The sequence below is a fragment of the Pseudoalteromonas sp. JC28 genome (assembly GCF_013319255.1).
Classification (GTDB): domain Bacteria; phylum Pseudomonadota; class Gammaproteobacteria; order Enterobacterales; family Alteromonadaceae; genus Pseudoalteromonas.
Map to the genome: position 1 here is coordinate 347,734 of NZ_QOKX01000004.1, position 22,291 is coordinate 370,024.

Sequence of the window (22,291 nt, forward strand, 5' to 3'; positions counted from 1 at the left end):
ATGAGCGAACAACAAGATAAGCATCAGCAACGACAGCAAAAAGTAAAACAACAAGTCGATGAAAAAATTGCCGCTGCGCAGCAAGAGCAGGGCATTTTGCAAGTGATCACAGGTAACGGTAAAGGTAAGTCAACATCTGGTTTTGGCACCGTTGCGCGTTGTGTCGGTCATGGTATGAACGCTGCGGTTGTACAGTTTATTAAAGGAACCTGGGATTGCGGTGAACGCAATTTGCTCGAAAAAGTCGGCGTGCCATTTGCGGTCATGAAAACGGGCTTCACATGGGAAACGCAAAACCGTGAAACCGACACTGCCGCCGCGCAGGCGACGTGGCAACAAGCAAAAGTATGGCTACAAGATGAAAGCATCGACTTGGTATTGCTCGACGAAATTACGTATATGTTGAGCTATGATTATCTAGATTTGGACGAAGTCATAACGGCACTAGAAAACCGTCCTACCATGCAGTCGGTGATTGTAACTGGGCGCGGTGCACATCGACGTCTGACTGAGCTTGCAGATACCGTGAGTGAAGTGCGTAATGTGAAGCATGCGTTTGAGGCCGGCATTAAGGCGCAAAAAGGGTTTGACTACTGATGCTAAAATTCGCCTTATTTATTGTTCTAGGTTTTGCCTTTAGCGTTAGTGCTAAGCCCGCAGAGCGGATCATCGCGCTTGCGCCTCATATTGTCGAAAATCTTTATGCAATAGGTGCTGGGGAGCGGATTGTAGGCACGGTCGCCTATGCCGATTATCCAGAATCAGCCAAGCAACTGCCTCAAGTTGGTGACTATCAAGGTATTTCGGTTGAGAAAATTTTGGCACTTAAGCCTGATCTTATCATTGCGTGGAAAAATGCAAGTCACGTTCCTATGCTTGAAAAGCTCGAAAGCTTTGGTGTTGAGGTGATTTATAGTGAAGCGAAATATCTAGATAAACTACCCGATGAGTTGCTACGCCTAGGTAAAATTACTGGCCTTGGAGCTCAAGCTCAGCAACAGGCTGATTTATTTGCTAAACGTTTAAATGAACTAAAGGCCCAGTATAAACAAAGCGCTAGCTTAGCTGTATTTTATCAATTGTGGCCATCACCGCTGATGACCGTAGGAGGCGAAAGTTGGTTACAGCAAGTCTTTACTGTGTGTAATGTGAAAAATGTTTTTGCTGACGCCACCACGGACTATCCACAAATTAGCATTGAAAATGTTCTGTTGAAATCACCACAAGTGATAGTGATCCCTGAAGAAAAGACTAAACAAGAAGTTAAAGCAATTGCATGGCAGCAATGGCCGTCGATCCCTGCGGTAAAGTACCAACAAACTATTTCGGTAGATGCCGATCTGCTCCATCGTTATAGCTATCGTATGCTTGAGGGAATATCGGATTTATGTGGTAAACTCGACGCTTCTCGAAGCCATTATAATATGATGAAAAAAGGTGAAGCATGACAACGTGGAGTGACGTGTTAGGTCAGGAAAAACAACAAGATTACTTTAAGCAAACCATGGATTACGTGGCAGAGCGTCGCGCTCAAGGTATAAATGTGTTTCCGCCCCATGAACAGGTATTTGACGCGTTCAAAGTCACGCCTTTTGATCAGGTTAAAGTGGTGATTTTAGGGCAAGATCCCTATCACGGCCCCAATCAAGCTCATGGTCTATGTTTCTCTGTGTTACCAGGGATTAAGCCGCCACCGTCGTTAAATAATATGTATAAAGAGTTGGTGCAGGATATTGACGGCTTTCGCATACCTAATCACGGCTACCTAATTGACTGGGCTAAACAGGGCGTACTGCTGTTAAATACGGTGTTGACGGTAGAACAAGGCCAAGCCCATTCACATAAGCATTTGGGCTGGGAGCGCTTTACAGATGTAGTGATTGAAAGGCTTAATGCCCACAGCGAAGGTGTGATTTTCTTACTCTGGGGCTCACACGCCCAGAAAAAGGGTAAGAGCATAGACACAAACCGTCACCATGTTTTACACGCACCACACCCTTCGCCGCTCTCAGCACATCGCGGCTTTTTTGGTAGTGGCCATTTTAGCAAAACTAATCAGCTGCTCACCCAAATGGGTAAGCAGCCAATCGATTGGCGATTGGCGATTGGCGATTGGCTGAGCTATAGCAGATAAAAACCAAAAAGAGCGCCGTGAAGGGCGCTCTTTTTAGTTAAAATCAAATTCGTCTAAATCAACACTGTCTGCGAAAATATCCAATTCCTGTAGTTCTTTGCGTAGTCGCTGTTTATCTTTTAGCGCTTCAATTTCACGCCATTTTCTTTTTTTGCCCTTAGATGAAGTTTTTTTCCTAGTATCCGGACTTTCTAATAATTCTAATAACTCGTCTAGGGTATCCATGAAAATCTCCTATTGATAAAAACAACCTAAAGTGGCATTTGCTTCGGCTGTTGTTAGCACTACAACTGCAATGACACCGTTGATCTCTTCATACTATTTGGCAAACCTCAATATGAGGAACCGATAAAAGTCTGATAGCTAAAGTACGCTACAAACAACCCCGCGTTGCTTGCTTTTTGTACCAAAACCAGAAAGTAGCGGCATCAATTTTCACTTCAAGTGATATTGATATACCACAGACGGGATAAAAATAAAACACAATTGTGTCTTTTGGGTTAAAACCAAGTGACAGTTTGATGAAGGTCAATTCGGGTGATATATAGGAGGTGTCAGAAAGGTTTGTATTGAGAGCGATAACAAAAACGCCGCATATTGCGGCGTTTCGAAATCGAATGTTTAAGGCGCTTACAGTGCTTTAAAGCGTGCGACTAGTGTTTCTTGTGCATCGGCAAATGAGCGAATACCTTCAGCAAGCTTTTCTGTGGCCATTGCGTCTTGGTTATGTAACCAACGGAACTCACTTTCGCTAAGCGCAGCAGGTTTTGCTTTAGGCGCAAAGTCAGCCTCAAGTAGGTAATCTTCGTTTGCAGGCATTGCAGCAAGCTCTTCTAATAGAGAAGGGCTAATCGTGAGCTTATCACAACCCGTTAGGGCTAGAATTTCACCTGTATTTCTGAAGCTGGCGCCCATTACAACGGTTTTATAACCGTGCTGCTTATAGAATTCAAAAATACTACGAACAGATTGTACACCCGGATCTTGTAGTGGGTCAGTTGGTTTTTCTAGGCCGTTGGCAACGTGCCAATCTAGAATACGCCCAACAAATGGTGAAATTAAAAATACGTTTGCATCGGCACATGCACGTGCTTGCGCTTCGCTAAATAGCAACGTTAGGTTACACTTAACACCTTCTTTTTCCAGTGCTTCAGCGGCTTTAATACCTTCCCAAGTCGATGCAATCTTAATCAAGATTTTGTCTTTGCTTACGCCTTGCGCTTCATATAAATTTAATAGCGTTTTTGCTTTTGCGATAGTCGCTTCGGTATCAAAAGATAAACGTGCGTCTACTTCGGTTGAGATATATCCCGGCACAGAGTTCGCGATTTCTTTACCAATCACAACGGCAAAATAGTCACAAGCAAGCGCTAACTGCTTGTCAGCGTCACTTTCATTGGCTTTGGCATAATCCCAAGCTTCTGTTAGATAAGGCTGATAAGCAGGCGTCTCCGCCGCTTTAAGTAAAAGAGAAGGGTTAGTTGTTGCATCCTCAGGCTGTAGCTTGCGGATGGCTTCAATGTCACCGGTGTCAGCGACGATTGATGAGTGTTGTTTTAGCCTATCTAATGCTGAAGTCATGTGTTCCTCATTCCAATATTGATAACAGCGAAGTGATATTAGACGCCTTATGTTGCAACACCATTAAATAGCTGAATAGGTCATATGTCCGTATCGGGCGACATATCACACTCGTTATTTAGGGTTATTGTTATATAAGGTCGAGTTGTAAAGCGAAGCTGTATTTTAACAGCGAATTGCTTAAGCCCAAGTGAAAGCGGACAAACACTTGAAGTTACTTGGGGATAGTGTTGAAATTGACATTAATTACTAGCTAAGTCAATAGGCAAACCATGATCACAGTTATCTCTCCAGCGAAAAACCTAGACTATGAAACACCTGCGCCAACCAAGATGCACACACAGCCAGAGCTGCTGGAGCATAGCGAGTCACTTATTCAAGTTTGTCGCGATTTATCACCACAGCAGATCGGTAGCTTAATGAAGATAAGCGACAAGCTCGCGGGCTTAAATGCGGCAAGGTTTGCCGAGTGGTCAGAGCCTTTTACACAAGACAATGCTAAACAAGCTATTTTTGCTTTTAATGGCGATGTGTATGTCGGTTTAGAAGCGCAAAGCCTAACTGAAGCTAATTTAAATTATGCGCAAAATCATTTACGTATCTTATCTGGGCTGTATGGCATCCTAAAACCACTTGACTTAATGCAGGCCTATCGTTTAGAAATGGGTACAAAGTTAAGTAACCCGCGTGGCAAAAACCTGTATGAGTTTTGGGGCACGATTATCGCTGAAAAACTGAATAAGGTCATGGAAGGGGCACAAACACAATACTTGGTGAACTTAGCTTCAAATGAGTACTTTAAAGCGGTAGATAAGAAGGCGCTGAAAGGTGACATTATCACTCCTATCTTTAAAGATTGTAAAAATGGTCAATACAAAGTCATCAGTTTTTACGCGAAGAAAGCGCGCGGTATGATGGCAAGGTATATCATTGAGAACCAAGTATCGGATTTGGAAAGCCTGAAAGCGTTTGATATTGCAGGATACCGCTTTAGTGAAGAAGCAACGCAAAAGGCTCAAGAACCGGTGTTTTTGAGAGCAGAACAATGACAACAAAATTATGTGTAGCAGCAGTGTTCGCCGCTGCGTTTGTGAGTGGCTGTAGTGGACATTTTACAACTAGAGTCAGCAATGTGCCGGTCGATTGCGAAGGTGATTCACGTTCGTGTTCTATGAGCTGTCGCAAAGATTACTCGGATCCGATGCAAGTACAAAATTGTGAGGACAGGTGTTTCCAACAGCAAAATCAATGTCGAGTGGATAGACCAACAGAAGACAAATGGGAAATTACAGACGAAAAACCGACTTATCCCACTTCCTTTTAATATGCCGCGCTACGCGCCTTTGGGTAAGCTCATATAGGCGCGTACGACCCTATCCCTAAATGCTAAATCCGTTGCCTTTTCGGCAGCTCTGTATAGTTGGCAAAACCCCTCGGGCTTTCCTGTTTGCAATAAGATGTCATCTAAAGCATCGATGCCAGTTAGGGTCTGTTGCCAGCGAGATACGATAACAGAGTCAGGCTCTGGCAGCTGACAGAGGATTTGCTCAGATAGCCTAAACTCACTGTTGGTAGCGACCTTGATCATATCGTCATTGGCCGCAGCTAACCAAGTAGCGCCTTTTGCGTTGACACAAATTAACGGTAAATAAGGCGCGATGGCTGGAAAGGCGGTGTTTTTAAACACCTCCACTTGCCAGTAAGCGCGAGCAATCTTAACAAACTGCTCGAAATTAGTGATGGCTGAAAAGCCTGATTGTGCGATGGGTTTGATTTCAACTCTGGGTTTGTTTGCATTCACGGTATCGTTTGCGGTATCTATATACCAATCTCCCACCAACATCGCATTTTGAAAGTACTCATCGCGTAGCGAACCCCATACTTTTTTCAGCTCGGCATTCTCTTTAAGCATGTAATTTCTGAGCACAGATAAACGTTCTGAATTTTGCTTGAGCTCCGTGGTGACGAGTTTAAACATTTCATCGCGAATTTCTAGGCAGCGACCAAGCGGGTAGGGTTTATCTGAAAAATAACTGTACTTTGGTGCGAGCGTGAGATCGGCATTGAGACGAAGGTTTGCCAGCTCAAAAGCGAGTAAATCTATTTCCTGTTGTGTCAAAACAAAGCCACTGGGTAGATACTAGATGGCACTAGTATAACCACAGTGGCGAATTTGGCCTATTTAATTGAAGAAATTAAATAACTTAGGATTGCATCTGGCTCGGGATCTCGGCTCGTATCCGGCAGATATTTAGGCCTTGTGAATATGCCTTGTTCTACTAACGCGTCCAGTGCATCTAAGTGCGCAATGCCCGTTTTACCGAGATATAAATTATCTAAGCTGCGGGTATTGGCAAGCTGCACTATGTCTTTAAAGCCTTTTAAGTAGAGATGATCTTTAGTAAAGCCACCACCACGGAAAATTCGAGTGGTCAGCGCAAAGGCTTCATTGACGTTTAATACACCCGAGTCAGCTAAAAACTCATACACTTGATAGAATTTATCGCCTTTAAGTAGCATGTTAACCGCAATCACCCTAAGCGCTAATACTTTCAATCGTGTCAGATTTATTTGCCCAGATTGATACTCGCGGTAGATGGCAAGGCCCTCTTGAGTATAGGTATTGCCAGGTAAACCTAAGTGCAGCACTTTAAGTTGCTGGGCGTCAGCATTTAAAGTCGTGAGTAAGTGCACGCCAATTTCATGCTCTATCAAGGCATTGATATCAAGCTCAGATAGCATCGCACTGCTATTTACAAGCAGAAGACGCTTACTATTGTCGACCATTGCTTTGGCAACGAGCTTGCTTGATATAGCGACCTTACAAGGTAAGCCCATAGCCTCAATCGCTTGATTAAAACGTACCAAGGCTTGCTCGGCTGTAATGTCTTTTTTTGGCAAGGTCTCTGTTTCGCGCGCGTGCAGCAAGAAGGTCGCATTATTTATATCGTTGTAATCCGGCTCACCATAATAGCGTAGCGAGTTATACAAAAAGGCTTCGCGACCAATTTGGGTGATCAGTTCGATTTTAGTCGCGTAGCTGTCGATCACTTTACGATATAAATCTTTTACGATCGGATCTTGGATTTTTCCAACGGGCAAGCGATAGAGTTGCTCTTTAAACTCATACGGGTCAATTTTCAGCGGGCGATATTTAAACGCAGGCTGATAATGACGTTTCGAGAAAAAGCGACGTTTCTCTTGGGCGATATTGCTTGGGTTAACATAATGCAGCGTTTCAAGGTTTCTGGCTATGCGGTACAGCGCAGAGTCCACGTTAATCAGCGCAGGGTCAAGCTGCGACGTTGATTTTGCTTTGCGAAGTGGCTTATAGCAGTGATTTTTAGCAAATGTTTTTGCCGTTTTACTCAAAGCAACATGCATGTTGCGCTGTAGTTTTTCAAACACCACAGGGAATAATTCGCCGCTGTTTTCGTCCATAAAGACTTTTTTTACTTCAAGCGGTACCACTAAGGTGTTATCAAAGTGGCTGGTAATATATTGCGCTTGATAACCATGGCCCTGAAAGACGGTATTTTCAGCACAATCCACCAGCTGGCCTGCCAGTTTTTTCAGTCCTAGCTGTTTTTTCAGCTCATCTAATACGGCGCGAAAACGCAAGGTATCAAGTTGTGCAGTGCCAATATTAAAGGTTGGTGCATAAGGGTAGCTACGAATTTGATAATTATAGCTGTGCACATCAAATAGCAAGCAGGCACCAAACTTGCGCTCAAGCGTGGTTAACAGCGCACTGAGCACACGGTAATAGGCTGCATGCTTAGACAAGCTAACATCTATGTCTGCATTTGGTAGCGCTTGGCTCCACACTTGTTTACCCCATGCTTCTTTGTATATCGCAAGCTCTGGCGCACGGTTAAGATCGTATTCGTAACGTGAGTCACGCGCGATAAGCGTGATGGGTAATGATTCAATCATGCCGTCGGTAAACGGATCTTCCTCTTGTAAACGCTCAGCATCGCTAATGGCGAACAAGCCTTTTAGGCTAGCACGGGTGCGGTGGCCTGCGTGTACAGCAGTGGCGACATAAGGCACGTATTCCCTCACTTCGAGGTGAAAAGCACCTTCAGCAAATTGCCCACTGATGGGTTTGCCGGCTTCAAGCGCGGCAATGATGGCTTGTTCAGATAGCATGAGCATCTTCTATTACTTGACGGAATTGGTTTTTGCGATGCGTTACTAGCTCTTTGGCGTGCACCACACTCTCTACAAAATCGATAACTTGCACTTGCAGCTTACAGCGGTTTAAACGGTTAATACGGGTTATCCCGCCAGGTGAGAGCACGTTAACTTCAATAAGCTTGCCGCCTATCACGTCAATGCCAACAAAATACAAACCATCACGCACAAGCTTAGGGCCGATGTGCTTACATAGCGCTTTTTCTTGGTTGGTGAGTTTGTGTTTCACTACTTTGCCACCGGCATGTACGTTGGCACGCACTTCATTTGCTGCAGGCACACGTTTCATGGCACCAATCGGTTCGCCGTTAAGCATTAGGATGCGAACATCACCCTCGTCGGCACCTTCGACATAGTCTTGTAAAATGACGTAGTTGCTGCCTTTACCAGCCTCATCGCCACCAATATAAAACTCAAGGAGTGAGCTAAAGCTTTGTTTCGCGCGTTTTTCAACGACGATAACACCGCGACCGCCAAAGCCATCAAGCGGCTTTAAGATCATTTTCTCTTGCTCTGATTCAGAGAATATACGCTCTAAATACTCTTTGTTTTTAGATACATGCGTATTTGGAATAAATTCTCTCGCAATACCTTGGAAAGATGCCGTGTATAGCTTGTTATTTGCGATACGCAGGCCATCGATGTCGTTGATGATGAAAGTATCATCACGAACAGAGTCTAAAAAGTTCATCGCTAAGGTATCAAGCGGTGGGTTGGCGCGCATAAATATTGCGTCAAAACCTGCCAAAGGAAGCTGTACTTTTTTAAACTCAGCTTTGTTGTAAAAGCTCACTAAGTTATCAGATACTTTTTGGCCCGCAACAAATACATCACAGAAGGCACTGGCGACACTTTCGCGAATAGTGAGGTTGTTTACGGTGGTGATGGCAACGACGTGACCGCGCGATACGGCTTCGTGGATAAGTCTTAGCGTGCTGTCGTTTTCAGCTTCTACACGCTCCCAAGGGTACATAATAAAACAGATTTTCACGGGCTATTTTTGCTCAGCAAATAAATTGGCAATATAGCGGTAAAATAGCTTAGACGCTCACGGATTATTTTTATCGACAAGATAAGGAATATCAATCATCTATTGGGCAAGAAGCAGAGCACTGACAGGTGCTCTGCAGGGTGGATATCATACTCTAAAGCGGTTAACTATGTCACTCAATTCGTGACTTGCTCGTGTTAGTTGCTCACTGGTGTTGTTGAGCGAATGCGTGGTATCCAAAGAGTGATGGGTGGAGTCAGAAAGCTGAGCTATTCGCTCATTAACTTCTTGTGCTGCAAGACTTTGCTCGTCGGTGGCTTTGGCGATGTGGGTACTCATATCCGAGATAGCGTCAATTAGGTGCTCAATTTCGGTTAATGCGTTATCGGCAAGCTGTACCTGCTCAACCGTTTGCTCCGAGATTTGTTGGCTAACTTTAACTGCTGCTACGGCCTGCTGCGCTTCTTTTTGCAGTCGCTCGATCATGTTGTGGATTTCATCTGTGCTTTGACCTGTACGACTTGCAAGGGTGCGAACTTCATCTGCAACTACGGCAAAGCCTCGTCCTTGTTCACCTGCTCGAGCGGCTTCTATTGCCGCGTTTAGTGCAAGTAAATTGGTTTGCTCCGCAATACCTCGAATAACATCGAGCACCGATCCTATATGCTGACTTTCTTGTGCAAGGCTTGTCGTTGTCACGCTCACAGATTGAATTTGCTCCGACAGCTTTTTAATGGCGGCAATGGTTTGAGAAATCGTTTGTTTGCCTTTTTCACTGTAATTGCGTGCGTCTGCGGCGGAATGCTCGGCAGTATCTGCATTGCTACTGATCTCACGAACTTGCATGGTCATTTGTTCGGCAGCCGTGGCGACTTGGCGGCTATTGTCATTTTGCGACTCAATAAATGCCAAGTTTTCTTCGCCAGCCGCTTTTACCTGATTGGCCAGTGTTTCAACTTCTTTAGCGTTATGGGCCACTGTCGCGATGGAATGACGCATCTTCTCAGTATACAAGTTAAAGTATTTGGCAAGCGCGGTTATCTCATCTTTACCGCTTTCGTCGAGTTGTCGAGTCAAATCGCCTTCGCCTTGAGCGATATCTTTCATCATGTCTTTGGCTTGTTGAATGGGGGTGATGATGCTCTTACCTATGATTGCACTAAATGGGAATAGCAAAATAATAAGCACCGCCATCTCAATTAATAGCAAATTTCGAATATAGGCAAACTCAGCTTCGATAGTGTCGAGGTACACACCGGAGCCGATGATCCAACCCCAAGGTGTAAACGCTTTGATGTAAGATATTTTTTCGACAGGAGCTTCTTTACCGGGCTTTGGCCAAAGGTAGGGAACAAACCCCGCACCACTTTTTTCTGCCACTTGTACCATTTCAACGAATAAGCGCTTGCCGGTGGGATCTTTTGATTGGCTGAGATCTTTGCCGTTGAGCTCGCTTTTAAATGGGTGCATCACCATTTTGGGATGGTAGTCGTTGATCCAGAAGTAATTGTTACCTTCGTATCGTAAAGCGGCAACGGCATCAAGAGCTGCGGATTTCGCTTGCGCTTCTGGGAGTTTCCCTGATACATATTGTTGATGAAAGTAAGCCACTAAACTATAGGCATTTTCAACAAGGTTTTGAGTTTTATGATATTGCTGCTTTTCGAGAGCATCATACTGTTGCGATAAGCTTACTGCGCTTTGAAGGATAACGCCGATAATAACGACAATGATCAGTAACGCGAGGCGCTGGAAAATGGTGAGATTTCGAAAAAACTGTTTGGACATAACGCAATCCTTATGTCGTTTTTATTATTGAAAGTAGCAAGCGCGAACGCCTCATCAATTCATACTAGTTAATCTTAGTAGTAATAACTTGAGATAGAACAATAATTTCAGTTTTTCTTAGTCTAGAAGAATAAACAATTAGACCAATGGATTAGAACTAAATGGAGAGAAAAGAAGAAGCGCCCAGCTCATAGGAAGCTAGGCGCTATTAAGTGTTTACTTAGCTTCAACCTCAAAATGACGATTAAAGAAGTCAGTAATGGTTTGATGCAAGTGGGTTTGTACTTTTTTGCCACGTAAACTGTGCTTCGATCCAGGGTAAGTCATCATTTCAAATGGCTTAACCTCGTCCTGCAACTGCTTAAATAGTTTCGTTGCATGGGTAAATAGCACGTTATCGTCCGCCATACCGTGATAGATCATCAGCGGGCCTTTTAGTCCATCAGCATAAGGGAACACCGCGCTTTGCTCATAGCCCTTAGCATTTGTATCTGGGTGACCCAAGTAACGCTCAGTGTAATGGGTGTCATATAGAGCCCAATCTGTTACTGGCGCACCAGAGACACCAGCTTTAAAGTAGTCGCCTGCTTTAAACATTGTCATCAGCGCCATATAACCACCATAGCTGTGACCATAAATACCGATACGCTCAGGGTCGACGTACTCTAGTGTACGTAAGAACTCAACGCCTTTAATTTGGTCAGCCACTTCCACTACACCTAAGTGCTTGTAGATTGGATCTTCAAACTTTTTACCACGGTTGTAAGAACCTCGGTTATCTAATTGGAAAATCACATAACCCTGCTGGGCAAGATATTGGAAGTACAAGTTTTTACTACGCCAGCTGTTGGTCACGCGTTGTGCATGAGGTCCGCCATACACGTTCACAATAACAGGATATTTCTTACCGTTTTCAAGCTTTGCTGGCTTAAATAAGCGGTAATACATAGTTTGACCATCTTCCGCTTTAAGTGTGCCATATTCTGGCGTAGCTAGATTGCTCAAATAAGGCGTTAACGGATGTTCGTTATTCAGCGCATTTTCTTCAAGCCAAGTCACAAAGTCACCATTCACTTTGCGTAGCGCAACCGCTGGTGGACGGTTTACAGAAGAGCTTTTATCGATAAAGGTACGGTTATCTTTCGCCAGTACGACACTATGATAGCTGCCTTTTTCGGTAATACGTTTTGCATCGCCATCTTTAAAAAGTGGTACGCTGTATAGGTGGCTTTCAAGCGGCGTGTCTTTGCGGCCGGAGAAGTATACGATGCCTTTTTTCTCATCAATTCCCTGAAGGCTCTCAACAATCCAATCGCCTTTAGTGATTTGGCGCACAAGTTGACCATTGGTTCTGTACAGGTAAAGGTGTTTAAAGCCATCGCGCTCAGATGCCCAAACGAAATGCTTTTTGTCCTTTAAAAATTCAAGGTCAAAGTGTAGGTTAATCCAAGTATCACTGGTTTCGGTTAGGGCGACTTGCTGCTTTTTGCTTTTAGTATCGTAAAAGCGCAGTTCCAGTTTTTGCTGTGAGCGATTTTGCCACTGGTATGACAATGTTTTGTTGTCTTTTAACCAATTTGCACGGGCAATATAGATATCTTTATCTTCGCCTAAATCAATCCAATCTACCTTTTGGTCATTGATTTTTACAACACCTAATTCAATCTCAACGTTAGCAGTCCCGGTGTATGGATAACGTTGATTGAATAGCTTGACCTCTTCGGCATAGATTTCGTTACGAATGGCTTCCTGAACTGGGCTTTCATCAATGCGAGTAAAAGCAATTTGTTGCTCATCACCCGACCACCAATAGCCTGTCATACGGCTCATTTCTTCTTGAGCAACGAACTCAGCCATGCCGTTTTTAATTACGCCACCGCCGTCTTTAGTTAATTGCGTTTCTTTACCCGATTTAAGATCAATGGCATAGAGGTTTTGCTCACGAATAAAAGAAACAAAATTGCCTTTTGGCGAGAAGCGAGCGTCGGTTTCGAATGCTTCCGTTTCCGTTAGTTTCTTACTCTTACCAGAAGTGATTTCATAGTAGTACAAGTCGCCATTGAGTGGGAAAAGTAGCGCTTTGCCATCTTTTGACCATTTGTATTCTAAAATACCACGGCCAAAAATACGTTGACGCTCACGACGTGCTTTTTCTTCATCTGAGAGGTTCTCTGGGCCAGAAAATAGTGCCGCAGAATCTACCAACAAGCGGTTTGTATTGTCTTTGAGATTGTATTCCCAAAGGTCGTAACGGTTATAGTCTTCTTTTTTACCTTGAAGATAAGTAACACGAGAACCGTCAGGAGAAAATTGCAGTTTTACAGGTGCTTTACCTGAAAGAGACGGATCGTCAAAAAGTCGCTCTAGCGTTAGTTGCTCTGCGCTAGCGGTGACAGAGGCAAGTGCTAATGGAAGAGCGATGGTGTAGTGTTTAATGCGAGAGTGCACGGTAGCCACCTTGTTATATTTTTAAAGTCTGATTGGATGGTAATGAAGCCGCTTTGCAATAGCAACAAATTCGGATAGAGTGCCGTGTAAATAGGATTTATAGAATTTCACTATGTCATTTGAATTAGCTAAAGAATTACAACGAGACTGTATCTTAATTACCGAGTGGCCGCTGTGTAGCGTGTTGTTAATGAATGATGTTCAGTACCCTTGGTTTATCTTAGTCCCTAGGGTTGTGGGCGCGAAAGAAATTATTGATTTACCTGAGTCGCAGCAAGTTCAATTTTGGCAAGAATCGGCCAAACTTAGTCAGCTGTTACAAGACACCTTTACCCCAGATAAATTAAACGTGGCTGCGCTTGGTAATATGGTGCCACAACTACATGTGCACCACATTGCACGATTTAAAACCGATATTGCATGGCCAAAACCGGTTTGGGGGCTCTATCCAGCAAAACCCTACAGTGATGAGGAAATTGAGCAGCTAAAGGCGAGTTTTGCTTAAATCCTCAAAAAGGCAATGAGACTGTAAACACATCAAGCGCTTTACAAACTTTTAAGTTCTACGTGTTTTGTGTTTATATCTGGAACTGTTATAACTGAAATTGACTTTTGCCGTTTTAAATCAAGGAGTACGCGATATGAATAAAAGTTTAGTTGTTATTTTGGCAGTATCATTATTATCCGCCTGTAAGGCGACTGTGCCAGAGCCTTATCAAAAAGATCGTGAACCAGAGTCCAGAACTGAATATAGTGGTGTGGAAGGGTTGGCGCAGCAACAGCAAGATCAAAACTATTTAATGCGCAAAGAGCTACAAGACAAATGCGATGATGCGAAAGTAAATTTAGCGATTGCTAAATCTGACAAAGCCACAAAAGCCATCAAAAAACACCAAAGAGAAATCAAAGATTATTGTATCTAGGGTTAATTACCGAGCAACTGTTATCTTGCTTAAAGGTAACATCAACAAGAATATTCGTTTGTTAGTATCTGAATTAGCTTATTTTTTATAGTTTGATGGCTCTTTTATGAGAGGCAAAGTAAAAGTAAGATGTTGATACTGTTGTTTCGTAATTGGATGGTGTTTTCAAATTTAAATTATAATGAGTTTTGTTTGGCGAGAATTTTTTGATAAGATGGAGTTACCTTTTTTGGGTAATTTAAAGGATGAAATTATGAAACTTGTTTTGCTTGTATTACCTTTGACTCTAATCGGCTGTACCTCTTCTAACAATGTTCAATTAGTAGAAAAACATGCTGAGATGGCTGTTGTAGAGTGTGGCAAGGGTAATGTTAAATCGGTATCAACGACAAGCTTTACCTGTAAAGAAAAAGCTTAAGCGTGAATATTGGATTAAAAGGCGTTTCATATGAAGCGCCTTTTGTTTTTGATGATACTGAAGTTACAGTCCTAGCACCTGCTTACCTTGCTTAAAGGTAACATCAACAGGAATGTTTGCTTTGGAAAGCTTATCTAGATCTTTTTGCAGTTCCGCTTTGATATCGCCGTGTGTGGCGATCAGTTGATCTACTTTTTGATAGTCGCCGTCACCTTGTAGCGTTAGGATAAGGTTAGACAGTTTCTTCATCGCTGCGCCCATCTTTTCCATATTCACTTGATATAGACCATCCGTGTTCTTAGAAAATGCGCCTTCTTCTTTAAAGAAGTTAAAGCGGATCATGTTCGCTTTACCATGTGCACTGGATGCACCAAAACGTACTGAGCGGAAGATACCAGCCATAAAGGTGATGTAGTAATCCTCAAGCGTACCTTCGGTGATCTCGCCTTTTTTAAGCAATTGCTCGACCATGTATAGACCTAGGATATCGGCTTTACCTTCTTCAAGTGCACTGGCGTGTTCTTGCAGTGATTGGCGCACGGTGCCTTTACCTGTAATGGTATTTTTAATGCCTAGACCATGGGCCACCTCATGGAACATGGTATTAGCAAAGAAAGCATCAAAGGTGATGTGCTTACGTTGCTCAGGGACGATAAGTTGGTCAGCAATTGGTACTAAGATCTTATCGAATTTTGCGCGCATGGCGTTTTTAAGCTGTAGGCGACGCGTACCTTTTTGGAGTTGCACTTCTTCGTCATTTGGCAAGTTAATCGCAATGGTTTTACTACCCGCGTTTGAATGGCCTGCATAATAAATGACGTCATATGCGTTTAGGTCGGCATCAGAGCCTGGTACTTCTTGCTTGTATTTATCATCAACAGGCAAGCCGGTTTGTAGCTCAGGTAAGAAGGCGGCAAATTTAGCGAGACGCTCACTCCACGCTAAGTCTTTAACCAGAACGTAAGACTCAAAAGCGGCGCGATAGCCAAATAGCTGGTCTTCATAGGTTTCTATTGGGCCGATCACCACATCAATCGGGTTATTCTTCATGTCCATCCAAGCGAAATCAGACGCTTGGTAGCTATTATTGACTAACGCATCTGCGCGCAAGTTTAAGTAGTTTGCAAACTCTTTATCTTGTGCCAGTTTACTTGCTTGGCGTAAAAGCTCTGCGGCTTTATCCAATTCAGCTTTATATGCGGATGAGTAAGAAGTGCTGTATAGCTTGCCGTTCTCATCGCGGCGGATGACAGAGTACAGTCCTGTTTTATCTTTTACATCGGCGTTATTTAGCTCGTCTTTGGTGATGTCGCTTGGGTAAAATTCTGCACCCAGTGCTTTTTCTTCAAAGCCAGAAAGAAAAACTTGGTCGCCATTTAAACGATCCCAAGGCCCATAGTTAATATCTGCGAATTGGCGTACTTTTTCGTCTGAGATTTTGCTTAGGAATGTTGCTTTGTCTTCGCCGAACGCTTGCTGCCAAAATAAATCATCCATAATAACCGAAGCGTCGATGAGTAAAGCTAGCATCTTTTTCTGGTTATCGTTTAAGTGACTCAAGTCTGTTTCGAGTGTTACTGGAGTATAAATATCTAGCCGGTCTTGAGGTGCATTAACTAGCTTATAGCCTGATTGTTTAGTATCAACTTGTCCTTGCTCAGTTTGTGCACTAGGTTTCTCAGAAGAGGTTGATGGCTCAGAGCAGCCAGTTAGGGTGAGACCTGTTGCAAGTGCGATTGCAACCGAAATCATTGAGTGTTTCATAATGCTCCCTTGTTGTCTGTATTCTATTTATTTATGTGGCGATCACCTTACACGATTTTGTATCACAATACTTAGTTAACTTTGGTTGGCGTGTGATACGCAAGCCGCTGTTAACGTGAAAGGTCATCATTTGTGTCCAGCTATGGGTCATTTTCAGTGTTTTTGCGGCAAAGTTTGCCACAAAGCACCATATGCTATGAATTCTAACTTGCTAATTATTGAGGGTATATAAATAAAATATTATTTTTTTAGATTTTCTTAACTTTATCCGAAAGTTAGACAATACTTACGTCATAGATACTAAAAATCAGCAGTGTGACCTCCAGCAAGCAAGTGCTTACTTTTGCCATAAGCTTACGCTTGTAGTCGGGTCTTTTATTCAGTTATTAAGGGATTTGGTTTCATGTCTACAGAAAATGCTTTGCTCACGATTCTAACTGACAGAATTAATAACGATACCTTGGTATTGCCGACATTACCTGAAATTGCAGTGCGGGTTAGGCAAGCGGCAGATGACCCTGAAATTAACTTGATGCAGATGGCAGATGTTATTTCTCACGACCCAGCCCTTGCAGCACGTATGATCAAAGTTGCCAACAGCGCATTTATGGGCCGTTCGGTGAAGGTAAACACCTTAAACCAAGCAGTAACTCGTATCGGTCTCAGACAAATCAAGAATATAGCGACTGCAATGGCGATGGAGCAGCTATTTGTTTCTAATAACAAGCTTATTAAAACTTACATGGACAAAGCTTGGCAGAAAACGCTAAAAGTTGCTTGCCAAGCGATAACAACGATGGATTTTTATCTTCGCGTCAATAAGCACACGTCGCTTAACAAAGATACAATCACGCTGGCTTCTTTGGTGTTTAATATCGGTGTTTTACCGATTTTGACGGAGGCCGAACGTCACCCTGAAGTGTTTGCCAATCCAAGCTTTTTGGCTCATGCAATCCAGAAATTAGGCGGCAAAATTGGGGGGGCAATAATGCGAGAGTGGGAATTCACCGATGAATTTGTTGAAGTTGCAGAAAGCTGGGCAAATCCTAATTATCGACCTGAACATGTTTGTTATGTCGACTTTATTCGTGTTGGTGCGATTGTAGAAGGTATTTTGCAGGTGTCGGATAAGTCTGCAGCGCTAAAGCAATATGAAGAAAAGGGGGTAATAAGAGAGGTGAATATGTTTGCTGATGACACTTATTTGCATGTACTCGAAGACGTTAAAACAATGTTTGCCTAATCCTTGTAACTTAATGCGCAGTTTCAGCGCCTTCGTTTGCCGTGAATATAAAGACCTCTGTTGAGGTCTTTACCGTTTAGGGGATAGCCTCGGCTTGGGACTTTCTAAATATTTTACTTATCCGAGCACCTGTAACTGAAATCGTTAAGCCACATAAAATAAAACTACCCCCGGTGGCTTCAATTAGCATCAATCGCTCATTAAGTAATAAGGCTGAACCTACAATGCCGACAATAGGGATTAATAAAGCAAAAGGCGTCACTGCTGCGGCCTTGTGATTTTTAAGTAGCCACCCCCATATTGCGAATGCAATCAGTGTCGAGATATAACCCACATAGGCAATGGATAACCAAGACTGTGTTGTAGTGTTTAGTAGTAAGGTCAATGGGGCGTCAGTTTCAATAAAATAAGACAGTGTAAAAAGTGGTAACGGCGGCACTAGGCTTACCCAAACAATAAAATGGAGTAAATTCACGTCTTGCAGGCGCTTCATAATGAGGTTTGAAAACGACCAAAATAATGCCGCGAATAGAATGAGTACCGCGCCCAACATTGTCGTTGACCCAGAGGAGTTGATAAAAAACAAACTAAAGCCAAACGTTGCAATGCTAATCCCTACCACTTGAAAGCGATTCATGGTTTCCTTTAACAACAAAACACTTAGCAAAATCGTGAAAATGACTTGGGCTTGTAGCAGCAAAGAAGCAATGCCGGCTGATGCATTTGATTCCATCGCAATAAACAGCAAGCTAAACTTAAGCACACCTAAAAATAGCCCAACCCCGAGTACGTTCCATACCGACGTGTTAGGAAAAGGAATGAAGAATACTGCTGGGATCGCGACTACCAAAAAACGCAAGCCTGAGAATAAAATAGGAGGTAACTCTGCTAGGCCAAATTTAATGACCGAAAAGTTAAGCCCCCAAATTATCACTACTATTAAAGCCAATGAAATGCTTTTTACATTCACGCGCGTCAAACTCCGTTTAATTGTAAGAGTTACCGTTTTCGGGTATCGGACTACTGGCGTAAATTGTCTTCGATGCCTGAAATTCAGGTTAGCAAAGCGTTACTGCCGAAGCCGAATTGCTATCATGCCATTGAAGAGTAAATAAAGCGCGACAAATACGTTGGTTAGTGCAAATAAACTCGCGAGTCAGTAACTATACGCTCGTACTTGAGTGCGTGCAATCTGCTTGCTATTGGCGCAAAGTGACCTTGTGAAGATAGCGTATTGAGCTGGATAAAGAAAAATTGATAGCCATATCCGCTATCAATTTTTCGTACCCAAAGCTCAACAGACTATAGATGGTAAAATTAAGACTCTAGGCCTTCGTCGTCACCAAGACCTTTGGTTAGATCTTCTAACAACTCTTTGATTTCTTCCGATACCAAAATAAAGTCAGCATCAAGTTTAACGGCTAGATCTTCTTTTGGGATATCTGCATTTTGGTCTTTAAGTGCTTCTGCATAGCTTAAACGTTTTAATGTACCATCGTTTTGTAAAACGAATTTCACGCGCTCACGCCAATCTAACGCGAGTTTAGTCACACGTTTACCGTTTTCTAGGTGCGTTTTGATTTCGTCTGATGAAAGGTCATGTTGTTTTAACTTGACTTGAGCGCCGTTGTCGTCTGGCTCTTGCAACTCTGCGTCGGTGCCTATTGCAAAGCCTTCAGGTGCACTAAACTCGGTGAGCCAGTGTGTTAGCTGTAAGTCTAAATCGTAGTTTGCAAACGCAGGTACAACAGGAAGCGTGCCCAGAGACTTACGCAGTAATGCAAGTAGTTCTTCCGCTTTATTGAAGCTGGCACTATTTACAATCACCCAACCTGATTTTTGGTCGATAAAAGCAAATTGCAGGCTCGATTTTTTGAACGCTTGAGGCAATAAAGTGGCTAGGATATTTTCTTTAATATCGTCTTTTTCTTTTTTCTTTACCGGACGATTTTCTTGTTGTTCTATTAGCTCAATTTTTTCGGCGACCATTTCATTGACTACGGCTGCAGGAAGCACCTTTTCTTCACGCTTAGCACAAACTAAGATACTGTCTTGAGAAAAATGTGAAAGCATTTGGCCATGTTTGCCAAAAGCTTTTGTCCAGCCAAAAGTGGTCATGTCTTGGCTACCACAAGGACGAAAAATATCCTGCTCGAGTGCTTTTTCGAAATCTTCTTGTGCGTAAGTTACATCTTGTTTGAATTTGTAGCAGATTAAGTTACTGAACCACATAGAAATATGCCCGTCTGGAATAAAATTGCGGTCATCATAGCAAAAAGGTCACAGCTTGTATTCCACTAGATGATGTTTGGTGGTGGGGGAGATATCTTGCGCCAATACGCCACTTTGCAGTATGGCGTATTGGACGGTTGTTGTGCTCTAAACTTGGTTAGCTAAACATCGCCATTGGTTTTTGTAAGTCTTTTGGGAAACTGATGTAGTAGGTGAGGCCTTTGCCTTCTTCACTATTTACTTCGATATCCCCATTCAAGGTTTGTTTTACGAGGTTTAAGGTAATATGGGTACCGAGCCCACTGCCACCTTGATCGCGTTTGGTCGTAAAGAAGGGGTCAAACAACCGGTCTAGTTGGGCTTTACTTACGCCTTTGCCGTTGTCTTTGTAGACGATATTTACCATACCATTGTCTTCTTTAATCTTAATATCTATTTGTCCTTGGTCTTGATTTTCAAAACCGTGGATCAAAGAGTTCATGATCAGATTAGTGAATATTTGGCTAATTGCCCCAGCTGGTAAATTTAGTGTCATGTCTTCAGGGCACTCAATATTCACTTGATGATGAGTTTTCTTCAATTTTGGATGTAATGAGCGGATCACTTCACCAAGGTATTGCTTCAGGTTAATGGTACGAACCGCCTCACTGGCCTGATCGACTGCAATTTGTTTAAAGCTTGCGACAAGCTCAGATGCGCGGTCTAAATTGGTTGTAAGTAGGCTAGCACTTTGCTTTGCTTCGCTAATGAATTCTTCTAACGCTTTTGGTGATAAGGTTTTTCCGTTGTAAGCCGCCTCAAGCTGATCTAAACGCTCCTGTAAGAACGACGTCGCAGTCACGCCAATACCAACGGGGGTATTAATATCGTGCGTAATACCGGCAACGAGACCACCAAGTGCCGCCATTTTTTCAGAGCCGACTAAGCGCTCTTGTGCCATGTTCAGCTCATCTACGTATTTCTCAAGTTCTTTTTGTTTCGTTAATAGTTCTTCTTCTGTTTGTTTTCTTAAATCAATCTCTTCTGTGAGCGTTAACTTCTGCTTTTCTAATTCATATTTTTGTTGCTGAAGATCCATCATCGCTTGGCTCAGGTTTGAGGTCTTACGTGCGACTTCTTGTTCCAGCTGAATGTTATGTTGATCAAGTTTTTCATTGCTGATCAAAAGCTCTTTTTGAGTTTGATCGAGCTTTTTACGATATTCAGAGACCTTATCAATTAGCTTATTGAATGCCTCTTCCATGATCTTTAGTTCATTACGCTCTTTTGCGCCGATATCTATTTTATGGCCATCAACGTTGTCGACCTCAAAGTCTTCAATTTGTTCGGTGAGATCGCTTAATGGTTCGGTAAGTAGCTTTCTGAAGGCAATTAAAAATAGAATAATCAAGAATGTTGTCTTGATCATCGCATTACCTATCAAAAAGTAGATAGAGATCATGATGCGACTAAAGACCACCTCTCGGCTAGAAAATAATGTTACGTCGCCGACTTGCGTTGCGCGTCCCGAGAATTCAAAAATCAACGGAAACGTATAACCAAACAAACCGGATGGCGTATCTTCGATTATTGCTTCTTCTTGAACAAGCTGTTGGCTATACAGCTCGTGAATATCTAGTGAGCGGCCAAGCTGTGAAATAATTTCGCCGCTGTCATCTCGTACAATAATTCCTTCGATCATGGGGATCGCAAGTAGCCCCTCAGCCGTAGTAACGGTCTGTTTCGTATTGAGTTCCCATATGGCACGGGTCAAACTGCGGCTAAAGGTTTTTTGCAGCATAGTAAGTTCATTGCGAATATAGTCTTTAGTATTGACGTATTCGGCAACGATTTGACCACATGTGACGACAAAGGTTAGAAGGAAGTAAACCGACAGCACATTGGTGAGCAATTTTTTTGAGAGGCTTTTTTGCAGCATGAATTAAGCTGAGCTCCTACGGTAAGTTCATCGCCTTTGTATAATCTGTTTTTAAAGTTAGCCAATAAATGGTTAAAAATAAATAATTATCTTCATTAATTATGCTTTTTAGCGCCTTACCTAGGAAAGTTTAATGTGTTATAAGATAGCGATATCCAGTGACCGTTTTATTAACGATAGTACAAGACTGACCACTTTATGAGTTATTCCGTCTTAGTTTGCGATGATTCGGCTGTCGCCCGTAAACAAGTCATTAAAAACTTACAAAGCAAATTAGACCTGACCTTGCACCAAGCACAGAATGGCCAGCAGGCGATTGATTTACTGAAAACCCAGCAAATAGATTTATTGTGCCTGGATTTAACCATGCCAATACTTGATGGGATTGCTGTGTTAGAGGCAATAAAAGCACACCGAATTGAATGTTTCGTGGTGGTTATTTCGGCAGATGTTCAGACCAAGATGAAAGAAAGAGTAGCAAATTTGGGGGCGTTAGGGTTTTTAGAAAAACCGGTTAAAGCAGAGCAGTTATTAGGATTACTGCACCAGTTTGGTATCCGATAACTTATCTATGCAAATTACAAATGTCACTATTAAAAATTTGCATAATCTATTTTGCTCTTTCGTATTGACAGCGCGGCTAAACTTCAGGCA

Annotated in this window: 21 protein-coding genes; 10 read left to right on the plus strand and 11 right to left on the minus strand. The window is 42.8% G+C overall.

Features of this window, described 5'->3' with window-relative positions:
* From cobO to ung, 3 genes are read left to right on the plus strand one after another with little or no spacing between them, the layout of a single operon-like run.
* Positions 1 to 597, plus strand: a complete 597-nt coding sequence (gene cobO / locus DS891_RS11370) for a cob(I)yrinic acid a,c-diamide adenosyltransferase (protein WP_045987675.1) — start codon at positions 1 to 3, stop codon at positions 595 to 597.
* Positions 597 to 1,448 (plus strand): cobalamin-binding protein, encoded by an 852-nt coding sequence (locus DS891_RS11375; protein WP_174169850.1) that lies wholly within the window; start codon positions 597 to 599, stop codon positions 1,446 to 1,448. The genes cobO and DS891_RS11375 overlap by 1 nt, the downstream gene beginning before the upstream one ends.
* Positions 1,445 to 2,134 (plus strand): uracil-DNA glycosylase, encoded by a 690-nt coding sequence (gene ung, locus DS891_RS11380; protein WP_174169851.1) that lies wholly within the window; start codon positions 1,445 to 1,447, stop codon positions 2,132 to 2,134. The genes DS891_RS11375 and ung overlap by 4 nt, the downstream gene beginning before the upstream one ends.
* 33 nt (positions 2,135 to 2,167) lie before the next feature.
* Here the strand turns inward: ung and DS891_RS11385 are convergent, their stop codons facing one another.
* Both DS891_RS11385 and tal read right to left on the minus strand, forming a co-directional pair.
* A complete protein-coding gene (locus DS891_RS11385) occupies positions 2,168 to 2,359 on the minus strand; it encodes a DUF3545 family protein (protein ID WP_010372168.1) in 192 nt (63 codons plus the stop codon).
* A gap of 405 nt (positions 2,360 to 2,764) precedes the next feature.
* The gene (gene tal / locus DS891_RS11390) at positions 2,765 to 3,715 is read right to left on the minus strand and encodes a transaldolase (RefSeq protein WP_174169852.1); all 951 of its coding nucleotides are present in this window, start codon (positions 3,713 to 3,715) and stop codon (positions 2,765 to 2,767) included.
* Between the two features lie 272 nt (positions 3,716 to 3,987).
* Here tal and yaaA point away from each other — a divergent pair, with 272 nt between their 5' ends.
* Entirely contained in the window at positions 3,988 to 4,764 is a 777-nt protein-coding gene (yaaA, locus tag DS891_RS11395; RefSeq protein WP_010606114.1) for a peroxide stress protein YaaA, read from the plus strand.
* Positions 4,761 to 5,039, plus strand: a complete 279-nt coding sequence (locus tag DS891_RS11400) for a hypothetical protein (RefSeq protein ID WP_158299126.1) — start codon at positions 4,761 to 4,763, stop codon at positions 5,037 to 5,039. The genes yaaA and DS891_RS11400 overlap by 4 nt, the downstream gene beginning before the upstream one ends.
* Positions 5,040 to 5,048: 9 nt before the next feature.
* Here the strand turns inward: DS891_RS11400 and DS891_RS11405 are convergent, their stop codons facing one another.
* The 5 genes from DS891_RS11405 to DS891_RS11425 all read right to left on the minus strand — a co-directional run bounded on the left by DS891_RS11405 (position 5,049) and on the right by DS891_RS11425 (position 13,139).
* Complete coding sequence (locus DS891_RS11405; RefSeq protein ID WP_102057359.1) at positions 5,049 to 5,834, minus strand: hypothetical protein; 786 nt, start codon at positions 5,832 to 5,834, stop codon at positions 5,049 to 5,051.
* Positions 5,835 to 5,893: 59 nt separating this feature from the next.
* Positions 5,894 to 7,873, minus strand: coding sequence for a flavohemoglobin expression-modulating QEGLA motif protein (locus DS891_RS11410; RefSeq protein WP_174169853.1), 1,980 nt, complete (start codon positions 7,871 to 7,873; stop codon positions 5,894 to 5,896).
* Positions 7,857 to 8,903 carry a glutathione synthase gene (gene gshB, locus DS891_RS11415; RefSeq protein ID WP_010606117.1) on the minus strand — a complete coding sequence of 349 codons (1,047 nt, stop codon included), beginning with the start codon at positions 8,901 to 8,903 and terminating at the stop codon, positions 7,857 to 7,859. Before gshB ends, DS891_RS11410 begins: the two co-directional genes overlap by 17 nt.
* A 147-nt stretch (positions 8,904 to 9,050) precedes the next feature.
* Entirely contained in the window at positions 9,051 to 10,691 is a 1,641-nt protein-coding gene (locus DS891_RS11420) for a methyl-accepting chemotaxis protein (RefSeq protein WP_174169854.1), read from the minus strand.
* Positions 10,692 to 10,907: 216 nt separating this feature from the next.
* Complete coding sequence (locus DS891_RS11425; RefSeq protein ID WP_174169855.1) at positions 10,908 to 13,139, minus strand: S9 family peptidase; 2,232 nt, start codon at positions 13,137 to 13,139, stop codon at positions 10,908 to 10,910.
* A 112-nt stretch (positions 13,140 to 13,251) separates the two neighbouring features.
* Between DS891_RS11425 and DS891_RS11430 the strand changes: the two genes are divergently transcribed.
* The 3 genes from DS891_RS11430 to DS891_RS11440 all read left to right on the plus strand — a co-directional run bounded on the left by DS891_RS11430 (position 13,252) and on the right by DS891_RS11440 (position 14,480).
* Entirely contained in the window at positions 13,252 to 13,644 is a 393-nt protein-coding gene (locus DS891_RS11430; RefSeq protein ID WP_010606120.1) for an HIT domain-containing protein, read from the plus strand.
* A gap of 136 nt (positions 13,645 to 13,780) precedes the next feature.
* The gene (locus tag DS891_RS11435; protein ID WP_010606121.1) at positions 13,781 to 14,062 is read left to right on the plus strand and encodes a hypothetical protein; all 282 of its coding nucleotides are present in this window, start codon (positions 13,781 to 13,783) and stop codon (positions 14,060 to 14,062) included.
* 181 nt (positions 14,063 to 14,243) lie between these two features.
* Complete coding sequence (locus DS891_RS11440) at positions 14,244 to 14,480, plus strand: hypothetical protein (protein WP_174169856.1); 237 nt, start codon at positions 14,244 to 14,246, stop codon at positions 14,478 to 14,480.
* Between the two features lie 63 nt (positions 14,481 to 14,543).
* On the opposite strand, the gene DS891_RS11445 is transcribed toward DS891_RS11440, so the two are convergent.
* On the minus strand, positions 14,544 to 16,244 hold the full coding sequence (locus DS891_RS11445) for a Zn-dependent hydrolase (RefSeq protein ID WP_174169857.1): 1,701 nt from the start codon (positions 16,242 to 16,244) through the stop codon (positions 14,544 to 14,546).
* Positions 16,245 to 16,647: 403 nt separating this feature from the next.
* Between DS891_RS11445 and DS891_RS11450 the strand changes: the two genes are divergently transcribed.
* Entirely contained in the window at positions 16,648 to 17,487 is an 840-nt protein-coding gene (locus DS891_RS11450; RefSeq protein WP_010606124.1) for an HDOD domain-containing protein, read from the plus strand.
* 76 nt (positions 17,488 to 17,563) lie between these two features.
* On the opposite strand, the gene DS891_RS11455 is transcribed toward DS891_RS11450, so the two are convergent.
* From DS891_RS11455 to DS891_RS11465, 3 genes are all read right to left on the minus strand, one after another.
* Positions 17,564 to 18,436 (minus strand): EamA family transporter, encoded by an 873-nt coding sequence (locus tag DS891_RS11455; protein WP_254605832.1) that lies wholly within the window; start codon positions 18,434 to 18,436, stop codon positions 17,564 to 17,566.
* Between the two features lie 368 nt (positions 18,437 to 18,804).
* Entirely contained in the window at positions 18,805 to 19,719 is a 915-nt protein-coding gene (rdgC, locus tag DS891_RS11460; RefSeq protein ID WP_174169859.1) for a recombination-associated protein RdgC, read from the minus strand.
* 157 nt (positions 19,720 to 19,876) lie between these two features.
* Entirely contained in the window at positions 19,877 to 21,637 is a 1,761-nt protein-coding gene (locus DS891_RS11465) for a sensor histidine kinase (RefSeq protein WP_010606127.1), read from the minus strand.
* Between the two features lie 198 nt (positions 21,638 to 21,835).
* Between DS891_RS11465 and DS891_RS11470 the strand changes: the two genes are divergently transcribed.
* Positions 21,836 to 22,201: a response regulator gene (locus DS891_RS11470; protein ID WP_102057351.1), complete on the plus strand. Its 366-nt coding sequence runs from the start codon at positions 21,836 to 21,838 to the stop codon at positions 22,199 to 22,201.
* Positions 22,202 to 22,291 lie beyond the last annotated feature (90 nt).

Bases quoted from the DNA above. Each gene is read 5' to 3' on its own strand.
- cobO (WP_045987675.1), top strand. From the start codon at position 1: ATGAGCGAACAACAAGATAAGCATCAGCAACGACAGCAAAAAGTAAAA.
- DS891_RS11375 (WP_174169850.1), top strand. From the start codon at position 597: ATGCTAAAATTCGCCTTATTTATTGTTCTAGGTTTTGCCTTTAGCGTT.
- ung (WP_174169851.1), top strand. From the start codon at position 1,445: ATGACAACGTGGAGTGACGTGTTAGGTCAGGAAAAACAACAAGATTAC.
- DS891_RS11385 (WP_010372168.1), bottom strand. From the start codon at position 2,359: ATGGATACCCTAGACGAGTTATTAGAATTATTAGAAAGTCCGGATACT.
- tal (WP_174169852.1), bottom strand. From the start codon at position 3,715: ATGACTTCAGCATTAGATAGGCTAAAACAACACTCATCAATCGTCGCT.
- yaaA (WP_010606114.1), top strand. From the start codon at position 3,988: ATGATCACAGTTATCTCTCCAGCGAAAAACCTAGACTATGAAACACCT.
- DS891_RS11400 (WP_158299126.1), top strand. From the start codon at position 4,761: ATGACAACAAAATTATGTGTAGCAGCAGTGTTCGCCGCTGCGTTTGTG.
- DS891_RS11410 (WP_174169853.1), bottom strand. From the start codon at position 7,873: ATGCTCATGCTATCTGAACAAGCCATCATTGCCGCGCTTGAAGCCGGC.
- DS891_RS11420 (WP_174169854.1), bottom strand. From the start codon at position 10,691: ATGTCCAAACAGTTTTTTCGAAATCTCACCATTTTCCAGCGCCTCGCG.
- DS891_RS11430 (WP_010606120.1), top strand. From the start codon at position 13,252: ATGTCATTTGAATTAGCTAAAGAATTACAACGAGACTGTATCTTAATT.
- DS891_RS11435 (WP_010606121.1), top strand. From the start codon at position 13,781: ATGAATAAAAGTTTAGTTGTTATTTTGGCAGTATCATTATTATCCGCC.
- DS891_RS11440 (WP_174169856.1), top strand. From the start codon at position 14,244: ATGAGTTTTGTTTGGCGAGAATTTTTTGATAAGATGGAGTTACCTTTT.
- DS891_RS11445 (WP_174169857.1), bottom strand. From the start codon at position 16,244: ATGAAACACTCAATGATTTCGGTTGCAATCGCACTTGCAACAGGTCTC.
- DS891_RS11450 (WP_010606124.1), top strand. From the start codon at position 16,648: ATGTCTACAGAAAATGCTTTGCTCACGATTCTAACTGACAGAATTAAT.
- rdgC (WP_174169859.1), bottom strand. From the start codon at position 19,719: ATGTGGTTCAGTAACTTAATCTGCTACAAATTCAAACAAGATGTAACT.
- DS891_RS11465 (WP_010606127.1), bottom strand. From the start codon at position 21,637: ATGCTGCAAAAAAGCCTCTCAAAAAAATTGCTCACCAATGTGCTGTCG.
- DS891_RS11470 (WP_102057351.1), top strand. From the start codon at position 21,836: ATGAGTTATTCCGTCTTAGTTTGCGATGATTCGGCTGTCGCCCGTAAA.